General features: G+C 75.8%; 8 protein-coding genes. 6 read left to right on the top strand and 2 right to left on the bottom strand.

What is annotated here, in order from left to right:
• Window positions 1–169: 169 nt before the first annotated feature.
• The 5 genes from ABT263_RS37455 (at window position 170) to ABT263_RS37475 (ending at window position 8,292) form a co-directional block, all read left to right on the top strand.
• Complete coding sequence (locus ABT263_RS37455) at window positions 170–850, top strand: hypothetical protein (protein WP_352298047.1); 681 nt, start codon at window positions 170–172, stop codon at window positions 848–850.
• Window positions 851–1,041: 191 nt separating this feature from the next.
• Window positions 1,042–2,727 carry a hypothetical protein gene (locus tag ABT263_RS37460; protein ID WP_352298050.1) on the top strand — a complete coding sequence of 562 codons (1,686 nt, stop codon included), beginning with the start codon at window positions 1,042–1,044 and terminating at the stop codon, window positions 2,725–2,727.
• A gap of 168 nt (window positions 2,728–2,895) precedes the next feature.
• Entirely contained in the window at window positions 2,896–5,718 is a 2,823-nt protein-coding gene (locus tag ABT263_RS37465; protein WP_352298053.1) for a hypothetical protein, read from the top strand.
• On the top strand, window positions 5,715–6,878 hold the full coding sequence (locus tag ABT263_RS37470) for a ComEC/Rec2 family competence protein (RefSeq protein ID WP_352298055.1): 1,164 nt from the start codon (window positions 5,715–5,717) through the stop codon (window positions 6,876–6,878). Before ABT263_RS37465 ends, ABT263_RS37470 begins: the two co-directional genes overlap by 4 nt.
• A 1-nt stretch (window position 6,879) precedes the next feature.
• A complete protein-coding gene (locus ABT263_RS37475) occupies window positions 6,880–8,292 on the top strand; it encodes a hypothetical protein (RefSeq protein ID WP_352298058.1) in 1,413 nt (470 codons plus the stop codon).
• Window positions 8,293–8,387: 95 nt separating this feature from the next.
• Here ABT263_RS37475 and ABT263_RS37480 read toward each other — a convergent pair whose 3' ends face one another.
• Window positions 8,388–11,120: a M4 family metallopeptidase gene (locus tag ABT263_RS37480; protein ID WP_352298061.1), complete on the bottom strand. Its 2,733-nt coding sequence runs from the start codon at window positions 11,118–11,120 to the stop codon at window positions 8,388–8,390.
• Window positions 11,121–11,593: 473 nt separating this feature from the next.
• Window positions 11,594–12,103, bottom strand: coding sequence for a mycothiol transferase (locus tag ABT263_RS37485; protein WP_352298064.1), 510 nt, complete (start codon window positions 12,101–12,103; stop codon window positions 11,594–11,596).
• 233 nt (window positions 12,104–12,336) lie between these two features.
• On the opposite strand from ABT263_RS37485, the gene ABT263_RS37490 reads away from it, so the two are divergent.
• On the top strand, window positions 12,337–13,392 hold the full coding sequence (locus ABT263_RS37490; protein ID WP_352298066.1) for an NAD-dependent epimerase/dehydratase family protein: 1,056 nt from the start codon (window positions 12,337–12,339) through the stop codon (window positions 13,390–13,392).
• Window positions 13,393–13,494: the final 102 nt, after the last annotated feature.

Genomic DNA, 13,494 nt, shown 5'->3' on the forward strand with positions numbered 1-13,494 from the left:
TTTATGATACGGCGTCCTGGGCGCTCTCCCCCGCGGCTTGTTCTGTGGTGGGCGTGTGGACGGTCGTCCGATCTTGCCGCCCCACTCCACGGCCCCTGGGGGCTGCTGCCGGTACGCGGGCCGACGGCCTGCGCGGCCGGGTGTCGGTGGCATCGGGTTCGATGAGCGCATGACCGTTCATGACGTGGCGCGCCGCCTCCCCGCCGGCGCCGACCTTCGGGACCTGTGCCGTTCGCTGGCGATGCTGGACGCGATCCTCAGCCCGGCCTGGGAGGGCCGGTACCACTCCTTCGACGCCGGCTGGGCGGACGGCGAGGAGATGGCCTCGATGCGCGACGGGTCCGGGGACGAGTACTCCATCGTGTTCTCGGCGGCCGGCGTCTACGTGCGCGGCTTCGCCCACGAATCGCCGGTGAGCCCGTACGGCAACGACGGCGAGCCCTGGCCGGGAGTGGTCGACGGCGTCCCCGAGCCCTTCGGGCGCTTCGTCGAGGAGCCCGCGTTCACCGACGAGGACGGCGTGCCCGTGGTGACCGCCTGCCTGTGGCGGGGACCGGCGGACGACCGGTGGCACCACGGGTCGATCGACTTCCCCGGGGACACCGCCGATCCCGACGGGTCGACGGGCCTGTTCGCCCTCCTGCTCGACCGTTCGCCGGAGGCCTACCAGCGGTTCGCCGAGGACTACTACGAGACCGCCGTGGACCTGGAGGCGGTGAGCCGGGTGTTCGCACTGCGACCGCTGAGCCAGGACCTCGTGTCCCTTCTCAACCCCGAGGCCGAGCTGGGCGAGCTGGCCGAGGACATCGCCGAGATCGGGTATCCCCAGCCGGGCCACCAGCCCGTCTGACCCCGGGCCGGGACCCGGGCCCCGGACGAGGGCCGTGCGGAACGGGCCCGTCACCCTCGGAGTGGGAAGTCGGCCGGGCCGACTACTCACTCCGGGGCCGCAGCACGACCGCCGGACGGACCGGACCCGGGCCGCTGTGTCAGAGTGGCCCGTGCCCCGGGGCGGGGCGGGGGCGTAGGACGGTGGGGTCGGTGGACGACGGGCAGGAGCGGTGGCGCGCCGCGCAGGCGGTACAACTGCTGGTCTGGGTCGCCTCGTTGCTGCCACCGGAGGCGCACCGCCGGGCGATCGCCGAACTGGGCGGCGCCGAGCACGTGGCCGCCGAGGCCGCGCGGGTGCGGGGGCCGGGCCACCGTCCGGCCCGTACCGACGGCGGCCCGGTGGCCGCCGGGACGGGCGATCCGACGGCCGGGCTGCGCGCGGCCCGGTCGGTGCTGGAGTGCGACGCGGTGCTGGTCGCCGCCCCCGTGGACTGGCCGGCGCTCGCCGCCGCCCATCGCCGGGAGCCGTTCGAGCGCCGCCAGCGGCGCGCCCTGATCGCGCGCCGGGACTGCCCCGACGCGTTCACCGCCGAGCTGCTCACCCCCTGGGAGCCGGCGGTGGCGAACCGTCTGGTGGCCCGGCAGCAGGAACTGCCGCCCTGGGCCTGGCGACCGGGGCTCGCCCGGATCGGCGAGCTGCGGCCGTCACTGCTGCGCCACGTGCTGACCGGGGAGAACGCGGCCGACCTGCTGCACGCCGCCCCGAGGGTCGACCTGCTGGTCGCGGCCGTCGACGGCTACGACCACAACCACCGGCAGGTCCACGGCTTCTGGGAGGCCGTCGGCGCGGCGCTGCGGGCCGGGACCGGCGCCGATCCCCGGGCCTGGCGCACCGCCGCGGAGCGGTTCCCCGGCCACCGCGGCAGCCTGCGCGGCCTGCTCCGGGGCCTCGGCCGCCCGGCAGTCGGGGCCACCGGGCGGCCCGACCTGCGGGTTCTCGTGCAGGCGCCGCCGGAGGTGCTGGCCGCGCTGGTCGGGCGGCTCGGCGACGACGAACTGGCCGCGATGGCCGAGCACCCGTTGCGCCGGCTCCGGACCAGGGAGTACTTCGCCCGGACCGTCCTCGACCGGCTCCACCGGGCGGGAGTGCCGCCCCGGGCGCTCTTCGCCCGCTGGGCCCTGGGCGTGTACGGCAACGGGGACGCGACCGCGATCCGGGCCTGGCTCCACGGCCTGGACGACCGGCTGGACCAGTTCATCGACCATCTCGCCCACACGGACGCCGAGTTGCGCCGCCTGCTGGCCGAGCGCCGACCGCCGGAGCCACCCGCCGAGGACCTGCCGGCCCGGCTCCGGCGGTGCGCCGGGCCGGTCGAGGCACAGGCGGTGCTGGACGGCAGCCGCCACGCCTGCGGCGGCCCGCCGTGGGCGGAACTGGTGCGGGCCCACGCTCGGACCCCGCTGCCCGAGCCGGTGCTGTGCGTGCTCGCCGACCGCACCGGGTTCCCCGACGAACTGGCCCGTGCCCTGCCCCGCGAGCGGCTGACCCGACTGGCCCCGCACGGGCCCGCGACCGCCCGGGCCGCACTCGCCGACCTGCGGACGACCTCCACCGCGTCGGACCTGATCGAACGCGTCCGCCGGGCGGCGGTGCTCGACGACCGTGAACTGCTCGCCGCGATCCGGCCCGCGCGGGAAGCCCTGCGCCACGGCCACCACCTCCCCCGGCGGGCCCCCGGACGCGACGCCTGGGCCACTCGCTGCGCCGAACTGGTCGGGCAGGCCGCCGAAGCGGCGGGCCCCGGTTTCTGGCGGGCGGCGGCCGAGCTTCTGCCCGGCCACGACGGGTCGCTCCCCGAGTTCCTCGCCGCTGTGGGATCACTGCCGCGCACCTGATGCGCGCCGCCGGAGAGTCAACTGCTCGACGGTTCAACGTTTGAGACCGCAGTCCTTGCCCGCGGGCGGTATCCCCCGGGGGCCACCCCGTCTGTGGCAGAGTGGAAGGGTCGGGAGACCGACCTGGTCGTGGGTGGCCTCCTGGCGGAGCCGGTGACGAGGTCTCCCATGGCTGAGCTGAGCCAGATCCTCTCCATCGCGCCGGCGGCCCTGGCGGCCGCGGGTCTGATGGGTGGGGAGGGTGCGGGCCCGACCGGCGGAGCACTCGGGGCGCTCGGCGTGCCGGAGCGGGGGCCGTGGGCGTGGCGACTGCCGCCTGGGATCCGCACCCGGATCGCCGCGGACACCGGGCTCCAGGACGAGCTGACCCGCGCCTGGGACGAGGCCGTCGCGGGCACCGCCCCCGTCCGGCTGGCCCTGCACGACGTACCGCCCAGCCACCGGCGCCCGCTCGCCGAACGGTTATCCGCCCTGCGCCCCGCCGTCGGCGCGGTATACGTCGCGGACGTGAGCCTGGCACCGGATCCGCCCTGGCACCGGCCCCTACGGGTCGGCGCCGTAGGGGCCGACCCGGCCGGGGAACTCCTCGACGGCCTGCGCTCCGATCCGAGAGTCACGGACACCCACACCCCCGGTGAGCCGGACGACCTCCTGGTGGTCTCCGGTGCGACCGGGCTCACCCTGCTGGAGCAGCACCGCGACGGCGTTCGCGCCACCTGCGTGCTGTGGTGCGGCCCCCAGCCGCCCGGGCGGGCCGAACTGGCCCGGCTCGACGGCGCGGCGCGCGGGCTCGGGGCCTCCGGCTGGATCGTCGCCGACCTCGCCGGGACCGGTGCCGCCGACTGGCTTCGCCTGCTGGTCCACGGGCTGCTCGACGACCGCCCACTGGACGAGGCAGCGGCCCGGGCGGGCTCCTGGCTGACGGTGGCCCGCCCCGGGCTGGTCGAGCGCCGCGCGCTGTCCGACGCACTGTCGTACCGGGCCGGGTCCGGGGGAGCCAGTGAGGCGGTTCACCAGGCAGACAACATCCCACTACCCTCGCTGCCCGCACCGGCGGAGCGGGTGACGATCCGCCCTGTCACGCGGGCCGGCGCCCTCCGACACCTCGGAGGCCGGTTCAAGCGCGCCGTCACCCCCGGCCTGCGGGTGCCCCGCCGGGCCGGGCCGGCACCCGTCCGGCCCGATGCCCGCTTCCTCCAGGCGCTCGTCGCCGTCCGAGCGACGGGCGAACCGCGCCGGCAGGCGTTCCTGCCCGGCGCCGTGCACGACATCCACCTCCGCGTCGGGCCCGGCAGCCCCGAATGGCACGCGGCCGCCCGGGAGTTCCCGGAGGAGGGGCTGTCGTTCCGAGGAACCGGGGCGCGTCTCGTCGTCGAGTTCTACGAGGAGCGGAGCAGCGCGAGCCGCCACACCTCCAAGGCGATCGTCCTGCCGGACCGGGGCGCGTCCAGCGAGGCCGTGTTCCCGGTCGCGGTGGGGCCGGACGAGCGGGAGATCCGCTGCGGCGCCCGCGTCTACCACCGGGACCGGCTGTTGCAGCGGCTGGAGCTGACCGGTCCGGTCGGCGCGGCTGACCGACCCGTCGCCGGTCGGGAGATCACCGTGCACGGCGAGGTGTTCAGCTCCCTCAGCGACAACTCCGACAGCACTGACAGCACCGACAGCTCCGACAGCACCGACAGCTCCGACAGCACCGACACCGCAGGTACTGCCGGTACCGCCGGTACCGCCGGTACCGCGGGCACCGGTGACCGCCGGGCGGCGGTCATCCGCATCGACAGCGACGACCGGGCCGACATCCGCCTGAACGGGACGAGCACCCCCGTCCGGCTCGCCGACCTCGACCGGTTCAGGGCTCTGATCCAGCAGCTCCTCACCGACGACCTCGACCGGCAGCTCGGCGCGCCGGCGACGGAACTCCCGCCGCCGGACGCCCTGCTGCGCGGCCTCGCCCAGCAGGGCAGCACCCTGTTCGACCAGTTGGCGACGCTCGGCCTGGGGAGCCTGAAGGACGTCACCTTCCTCCAGGTGGTCTCGGCCGAGGCGGCCGAACTGTGGCCGGTGGAGTTCGTCTACGACTACGGCTACCCGCGGGACGGCGCCACGCTCTGCGCCCACTGGCGCGAGGCCCTGGCGGCCGGCACCTGCTCCTGTCGCCGCGGCGCCGGCAGCACCGACGGCACCGGCCGCCGGACGATCTGCCCCCTCGGGTTCTGGGGCCTGCGCATGGAGATCGAGCGGCGGGTGGAGCGGGACCGGCTCACCGGCACGGTCGTCGAGCCGGACGCCACGGGGCGCGGCCGGGCGCTGCGGCCGGTCGACAGCGTGCTCTTCGCGGCGAGCGACAAGGTCCGGGCGCAGGACCGCACGGCCACGGCGGCGGTGCTCCGCACCTCGTTCGGCGCCGACGGGCTGCACACGGCGACGAGTTGGCGGGCCTGGCGGCAGGTGGTCAGGGCACAGGGCCCGCCCCTGCTGGTGGCCCTGCCGCACAACGCGAGCGACGAGGGCAGCACCGCCGTGCTGGAGATCGGCAAGACGAACCGGCCGAGCAGGCTCGCCGCCGTGCTGATCGACCGCCGGTACATCCTGTCCGACCGGCACGACGGCGGCACCGGCCCGGTCGTCATGCTGCTCGGCTGCACCATGGCACAGGCCGAGGTGCGCTGGCAGAACGTCGCGGCGAAGTTCCTCCAGGAGAGCGCCCCCGTGGTGGTCGCGACCCTCGTACCGACCCTGGGCCGGCAGGCCGCCGTGATGGCGGGCATCGGGGCCGCGACGCTCGCCGACCGGGCCAGCGACGGGAAGAGCATCGGCGAGCTGGTGCGTGACATCCGCCGGCTGCTGCTCGCCCGGGGGTTCACCCTCGCCATGTCGATCGTGGCCTTCGGCGACGCCCGCTGGCTCGTCGAGAGCCCGGCCGGCAACACGGCCATCAGCACGACCGCGAACGCGAACGCGGCCGGAACCCCTGTGGGAGGCACGCCGTGATCACCGTGCAACTGCTGCCCGCCGCACACGGCGACGCGCTGTGGATCGAGTGGCCCGGGCCGGGCGGCGAGGTCCACCGGATGCTCGTCGACGGCGGACCGAACACCACCTACCGGGCCGTCTTCGACCGCGTCTCGGCGCTGCCGAAGCCGGACCGGCACCTGGACGTGCTGGTGGTGACGCACGTGGACGCCGACCACATCGAAGGCGTCGTACGCCTCCTCCAGGACCGGACCGCGCTCGGCCTGTCGATCGGCGACGTCTGGTTCAACGGCTGGCCGCAGCTCACCCAGGACGCCGACCTGCTCGGCGCGGACCAGGGCGAGATGCTCCAGGCCCTGATCGGCAGCCAGCACCTCGCCTGGAACGCGGCGTTCCGCACGGCCCGGGTGGAGGCGCCCGCCGTCCGGGTCCCGGCCCGCGGGCCGCTGCCCTCGGCCGTGCTGCCGGGCGGCGCCCGCGTCACCGTGGTGTCCCCCGGCGGGGCGGAGCTGCTCGCGCTGCGCAAGGAATGGACCAAGGTCCTCAAGGGCCTCGGGGTGACCCCCGGACGCCCCGGGGAGGCGCTGGAACGGCTGGCCCGCCGCAAGGATCTGCGCGGCCTGGCCGACGACCTCCTCGGCGGCGAGCGGGTGGACGGCTCGGTCCCCAACGGATCGAGCATCGCGTTCCTGCTGGAGGTCGGCGACCACCGCGTCCTGCTCACCGGCGACGGCCACGGCGACGTCCTGGCGCGCGGTCTGACCCGGCTCCTGGCGGAGCGCGGTCCGGAGCGCGGCACGGACCGGCTGGCGGTGGACGCCCTCAAGGTGCCGCACCACGGCAGCGCCGCCAACACCACGGACGAGCTGCTGGCGCTGCTCGCCACCCGCCGCTTCCTGATCTCGACGAACGGCGACAAGTTCAAGCACCCGGACCGGGCCGCCGTGCTGCGCCTGATCGGCACCCCGGAGCGGACCCCGGGGCCGCCGGAGCTGGTGTTCAACTACCGCAGCCCCACGACGGATCCGTGGGCCGACCCCGACCGGCAGCGGACGCTCGGCTACACGGCCGTCTACCCGCCGGACGCGCCGGGCCCGCCGACCCCGGCAGGCCCGGGAGGCCCGACAGGCCCGGCGACGCCGGCAGCTCCGGCGGCGGGCACGACCGTGGAGGTCTGACATGGCGAAGATCGGTGTGGCCCTCTCCGGTGGCGGCTACCGCGCCACCATGTGGGGCATCGGAGCCCTCATCTACCTGGCCGACGTCGGCCGGCACCGCGAGGTGGTGGCGATCTCCTCGGTGTCCGGCGGCTCGGTCGCGAACGGCGTGGTCGCCCACGAGACCGACTACCGCGACGGCCCCGGCGCGGAGTTCGCCGACCGCGTCCGCCCGTTGATCCGCCACTGCGCCCACACCGGCCTGTTCTTCTGGGGCCCGTCGACCAACGCGTACGTGCGCTCGCTGTTCGTGCTCGGCGGCGCGGCCGCCGCGGTCACGCTCACCGGGGTGGTCGTCACGGCGGTCGACGGCGTCCGGCTCCTCTCCGGCCTCCTGCTGGTGGCCGGTCTGCTGCTGTCCGCCGGTGCGCTGCTGTTCTTCGAACGGCGCAGCGCCGTCGTGGACACGGCCCTGGCGCGCGAGTTGTTCAACCGGGACGGCGTCGCCACCGGGCTGCGCGACGTGCGGCGCTCGGTCGACCACGTCTTCTGCGCCACGGAACTGCAGAGCGGCGACCACTTCTACCTCTCGCCCGCCTTCACCTACGGGTACCGCTTCGGCACCGGCGGCCCGGGCGACCTCGCGCTGTCCACCGCGGTGCAGGTCTCGGCCTGCCTGCCGGGCGCCTTCGCCGTCCGGCGTCTCCCCGCCGCCCGGCACTACGCGGCGGCCGGTCCGAACGGGTCCGCCGCCGGTCCGGGCGGCGGCGATCCCGCCGCGACCGCCGCCGAGCTGGTGCTGACGGACGGCGGGGTCTACGACAACATGGCCGACCAGTGGCTCACCGCGCTCGCGGACCGGGCCCGGCGCGCCGACCGGCCGCCCGCGCAGTACGAGGTCGACGAGATCGTCGTGGTCAACGCCTCCGCCGGGATGACCTGGCGCCCGCTCCCCCGGTCCCGGATCCCGCTGGTCGGCGAACTGGCCGCCCTGCTGCGGATCAAGAGCGTGCTGTACGACGTCACCACCAGCCATCGGCGCAACACCCTGGTGCGGTGGTCCGAGCGCCCCGCACCCGAGGGCGCCCCGGTGAGCGCGCTGGTCCACATCGCGCAGTCCCCGTACCGGGTGGCCGACGCGTACGCCGCCGCCGGGGACCGCTGGCCGGAGCGCGCCACCCGCGCCAAGGAGGTGCTGGACGCCCTCGGCGACGACCCGCGGAGCCGGGCCGCCTGGCAGGACCTGGCCCGCCGCAGCAGCGGCACCCCGACCGTCCTGCGCAAGCTGGGCGCCGACACCACCACGGACCTGCTCTTCCACGCCTACACCCTCGCCGCGTGCAACCTGCACGTCCTGCTCGGCCACCCGCTGCCCCCGGCCCTGCGGGACCGCCAGTACTTCGCCGACCTCGTCGGCCGCCGCGCCGGGCCGTGACCGGACGCCCAGCCACCCGACCGAGCGCCCGGCAGATCGGCGGGGGCCCGCACCCCTCGTGCGGGCCCGCCGCCGGGCACGGAGTGCGCGGAGGGTCAGCAGCCGCCGGCCGGCCGGTCGCGGACCACCAGGTCGCTGCGGCCGGCGGTGGCGTCCACCCAGACCACCCGGGTGCCCTGCTCGGCGGCGGGCCGGTACTGGCCGCCGCGGTTGCAGGAGACCCGCTCGGGCGTGCCGCCGGCGAGCGGCACCTGCCAGAGCTTGGGCAGCGCGGCGTTGCTCCACTCGCCCCGCTGCTCGTCCGTGCCCACCTGGTAGGTGACGGCCCGGTCGGAGGCGGTGAGGATCCCGTTCGACGGGGCGTTCGGCCCGTCACCGGACACCACGTCGGTCACCCCGGAGCCGTCCACCGCGCCGGAGCGGATCGAGGTGCGCCTGCCGCCGTCGCCGGAGGTCTCCGTCCAGACCAGCCGCCCGCCCGTGAGCAGGGCCGGTCCGACCTTCGCCTTCGAGGCCGGCACCACGTACTGGGCGGTGACCTTGCCGAGCGCGATCGAGTAGACGGTCGGCGCGTAGAGGTCGGTTCCCTGGTCGCCCACCCAGCGCTCGGTCCAGCCGAGGACGCCGTCCTTGAGCGTCACGCTCAGCACGTCGTGGCCGGCGGGCAGCGGCAGCGGCACCGCCGGTCCGCCGTCGTGGGAGAGGAACACCCGGTTCAGGTTGACGCTCGGGTCGCTCGCCCGGAACGCGATGTCGCCGCCGGACACCCGGACGTCGGCGGGGAACCGCGACGGGGAGGAGTAGAGGGTACGGACCGGGCCGCCGGCCAGCGAGCGGGTCAGCACCTCCATCTTCCAGCTGTCCTGGCCCTGGCCGCCGAGCGAGATCCACGCGGCGGACGTGCCGTCGGTGGCGGGGTAGCCGTGCGCGCGCCCGTCCTCCGGGCTGAGCCGGGTCGGGCTGCCGCCTCCGGTGATCGGGCCCGTGTACAGCGCCTCGGTGGCACCGGGCCGCTCGGCGCTGGCCATCACCCAGCGGCCGGCCGCGACCGCCGGGGCGCCCGTCCCGGTGATGCCGCGCAGCAGCGTGCGGCTGTCCGTGCCGATCCGGCTCTGCCAGCCGGCCCGGATCCCGTGGGCGTCGAACGCCCCGGCCACCGTCCGCAGTTGGGCCCGGCTGAGCCCGAGGTCCTGACCCGCGGCGAGGACGGCGTTGCGTCCCGCGACGAAGTCGTCCAGCGGGGTGAGGTAGGCGGCGAGCGCGCGGTAGACCACCCGGTCGGCGGTGAGCGGGTCCAGGGTGCGCCGGATGTCCCAGAGCGCGCCGCTGAAGATGGTGGAGTTGAGGTGCACCCCGCCGCTGTCGACGTCGGTCGGCACGCCGAGGTAGTCGTCGACGGTGGTCCGGTGGTTGTCCAGCCGCCGGTTCCCCGCGCAGGCCTCCGGGGTACCGGTCCGGCAGAGGTTCTCGCCGAGCAGGCCCGCCTTCGGGTCGGTCATCGGGATGCCCCGGGCGGTGACCTCGATGGCGTTGCCGAAGTAGTCCGCCAGCGCCTCGTCCATGGCGCCGGTCTGGCCGGCCATCAGCAGCCCGGCGGTGTTCTCGACGACACCGTGGGTCATCTCGTGGCCGACCACGTCGAGCGCGACGGAGAACGGGCGGAACTTGTCGTTGCCACCGCCGTAGACCATCTTGGTGCCGTCCCAGGACGCGTTGGCGAGCGGCTCGCCCCACGCGGTCGCGTTGACCACCGAGATGATCGGTCCGGCCTTGCCGTCCAGCCCGTCCCGGCCGAGCCGGTCGTGGTAGAAGTCGTAGACGATACCGGCGTTGACGTGCGCGTCGGTGGCGCCGACGGTGCCGGTGGCGGCGGGGAAGTCCGGACCGGGCGCGTGGACCACGGCGAGGTCGGTGGGCAGGCCCGACCCGACCCCCTCGCCGGCCGCGTCGTAGGTGGTGACGGCGGCGGGCCGGGTGAGGTCGCTGAACTGGTAACTCCCGTCCGGGAGGCGGCCGATGTCCACCTTGACCGGGCGGCCGAAGAAGTCCGGCGCGGTGCCGGTGGCGGGCTCGACCCCGGCCGCCGCCCCGGTGGCGGTGCCCTTGGCGGCGCCGCTGCCCGGGGTGGCCACCGGGGCCGAGGAGCGGGAGTCGTGGACGAGGGCGACCACCCCGAGGTTCGCGTCCACGTAGACCTCGCGGGCCTGCCCGCCGCCCGCCGGGTCCGCGGCCCGCACGGTGAAGTGCTGGGCCAGCCGGCCGGTGCCACCGGGCACGACCACCGCGCCGTGGTCCTCCACGGTGGCACCGGCCCGGGCGCCCTGGTCCTTGATCTCGCCGAGCGCCAGGTCGCGCAGCACGGCGGCCGGGACGGTGGCCGTCGTCGGCGCGGTGAGCCCGGTGAAGTACTTGCCGCCGACGGACTCAACCCGCTGGCCGGCGCCGTCACCGGTCAGGTGGACCAGGTACTGCGCGCCCAGCACGGGCACACCGCCGTGGTACTGCTGGAACCTGACGGTGCTCCGGCCGTCGGCGCCGCGCTCGGCGGCGACCTCGGTGAGCTGCCCCGGGTCGATCCGGTAGCGCTCCGGGTGCGCCGCGAGGTGGGCCCGGGCGGCGTCGGCCGGGCTGCCCGGCGCCGGCTCATGGAGACCGGTGACCAGTTGCGGGGTGGCGGTCTCCTGGCCGTCCACCAGGGTGGGGACGGGATCGGTGTCGGCGGCCGGCGCGGCCGGAACGGCCAGCGCGGCCGGTGCGGCGAGGCCGAGGCTCAGAACGGCGGCCAGGCCGGCGCCGAGCGCCTTGGGCGTGCGAGAGCGTTGGTGCACTGCGGTCCTCCCGTGAACAGCGGAACGGATGCCCGTGACACCTACGCGTGCCACGGCCGATGACGGCTCGTCAGTCGCCCACGGACTCTTCGCCGTCGCGGAGTTGACGGCAGGTCGGAGGACGCGCGGGTCACGCGGACCGCGCGGCTGACGATCACCACGAGAACCATAAGTCGCCGGACGCGATATGTCGATAGACGGTATATGCAGTCCTCCAGAGGGAGGCGTACGCATTCGCGTTCACCCCGCTGTTCCTGGCCGGTGCCATCGGCGGGGAGCCCTCGATCGATCCCGCCCAGGCCCTCTCCGACCGGGCGTACCGGTTCTGGCCGCAGGCCCGGCACCGCTCCCGCGTGCCCGAGTTCGAACCCCGGAAGTCGCTGGGCGTGCACTTCGCCGCCACCGACCACGACACCGCGGCCCTGGCTGGGTCGGCGACCGCGTCGACGAGGCCTGACGCCGGCCGCCCGGGGTCAGCCCCGCCGGAGCACGCCGCGGACGAAGGCCGCCTGGCCGATGTGCTGGAGGTCGTCGGAGATGACGCTGACCAGGCGGACGCCCAGGGTCACGGGCGGGCTCCAGGCCTCGTCCACGACCCGGTCCAGCGCGGGGCCGGTCAGACCGCGGACGAAGGACAGCGTCCGCTCGTGCACCGCGTCGTGGTAGCCGGTGAGCAGCTCCGGGGAGTCCACGCGGACGGCCGCGACATCGCGGGCGCGGTGACCGTAGCCGGTGGCGGCGGCGGGGAAGCCGAGGGCGAAGCGGTCGAACCAGCCGTCGGCGGTCCAGATCTGTTCGGTCCCGGCGGCATCGGCGATGTGGTCGTCCTGGATGCGGGTCAGGTGCCAGACCAGCCAGACGATCGAGTTGGCCTTCGGGTCGACGCGCTCGGCCAACTCGTCGGCGGTGAGGCCGTCCACCACGTCGTGGACGGCCTCGTGGATCCGGCCGAAGGCATCGGCGAGCAGATCGGCGCTCTTCATGGGGCTCCCCCGTCCGGGCGCACCGCCCGTCGGCATCGGTGAATGCCAGCATTGTGGACCAGCGGAGTCCGCCCGGGCCGGACCGACAGGCCCGGGGCGGGCGCGTGCGGCCTCGGGCGCGGGGCGGCGGAGCACGGACGGCGGGTGCACGGCCCGGGCCGGTGCTTACCGAAGCATGACGCGATGCCCTGCGTCGCTCCCCCGGCCGTCACCGGCCGGTAGCGTCGCCGGGCATGAGGATTCTGGTCACCGGCGGCGCCGGGTTCATCGGTTCGGCCGTCGCGCGAGCCCTGGTCACGGCGGGTCACGAGGTCCGCTTGCTGGACGCGTTGCTGCCCGCCGTCCATCCGTCGGGGGCCGCGCCCGACCTGCCGGCCGGCGCGGAGTTCCGCCACGGTGACGTCCGCGACGCGTCGACGGTCGAACGGGCGCTGGCCGGGGTGGACGCGGTCTGCCACCAGGCGGCGATGGTCGGTCTCGGCCTCGACCTCGACGACGCGCCCGAGTACGTCGGCTGCAACGACCTCGGCACCGCCGTCCTGCTCTCCGCGATGGCCCGGGCCGGCCTGCGGCGCCTGGTCCTGGCCGGGTCGATGGTGGTCTACGGCGAGGGCCGGTACACGTGTCCGGCGCACGGCGAGGTGGCACCCGGCCCACGGCGGCCGGAGGACCTCGACGCCGGCCGGTTCGAACCGCCGTGCCCGGTGTGCGGCGCCGCGCTGCGGCCGGGCCTGGTCACCGAGGACGCGCCGGGCGACCCGCGCAACGTGTACGCCGTCACCAAGCTCGCCCAGGAGCAGCTGGCCGCCGCCTGGGCCCGCGCGAGCGGCGGGTCGGTGCTGGCGCTGCGCTACCACAACGTCTACGGCCCGGGCATGCCGCGGAACACCCCGTACGCCGGGGTGGCCTCGCTGTTCCGTTCCGCGCTCGCCCGGGGCGAGGCTCCCCGGGTCTTCGAGGACGGCGGCCAGCGCCGGGACTTCGTCCATGTCGACGATGTCGCGGCGGCCAATCTGGCGGCCCTGGGGTCCGTCGGCGACCGCCCGCCGGGCAGTACCCGGGCGTACAACGTCGGCAGCGGCGAGGTGCGCACGGTCGGCGAGACGGCCCGGGCGCTGGCCGACGCCCACGGCGGCCCGGCGCCGGTGGTGACCGGCCAGTACCGGCTCGGGGACGTCCGGCACATCACCGCCGACTCCTCCCGGCTCCGGGCCGAGCTGGGCTGGCGGGCCCGGGTGCCGTTCCGGGCGGGCATGGCCGAGTTCGCGGCGGCGCCCCTGCGGGTCTGACCCGGGGCTGCCCCGGGCCTGCCCCGGACCGGCCCGAACGGCCCGAACGGCCCGACCGGGCCGTTCGGGCCCCCCGGGAACGGCGCCGAGGACGGGCCGGGG

Source organism: Kitasatospora sp. NPDC001603, from assembly GCF_040298365.1.
Lineage (GTDB): Bacteria > Actinomycetota > Actinomycetes > Streptomycetales > Streptomycetaceae > Kitasatospora.

Excerpts from the sequence above, each read along its gene's own strand:
- ABT263_RS37465 (WP_352298053.1), top strand. The coding sequence starts at position 2,896 with ATGGCTGAGCTGAGCCAGATCCTCTCCATCGCGCCGGCGGCCCTGGCG.
- ABT263_RS37485 (WP_352298064.1), bottom strand. The coding sequence starts at position 12,103 with ATGAAGAGCGCCGATCTGCTCGCCGATGCCTTCGGCCGGATCCACGAG.
- ABT263_RS37490 (WP_352298066.1), top strand. The coding sequence starts at position 12,337 with ATGAGGATTCTGGTCACCGGCGGCGCCGGGTTCATCGGTTCGGCCGTC.
- ABT263_RS37455 (WP_352298047.1), top strand. The coding sequence starts at position 170 with ATGACCGTTCATGACGTGGCGCGCCGCCTCCCCGCCGGCGCCGACCTT.
- ABT263_RS37475 (WP_352298058.1), top strand. The coding sequence starts at position 6,880 with ATGGCGAAGATCGGTGTGGCCCTCTCCGGTGGCGGCTACCGCGCCACC.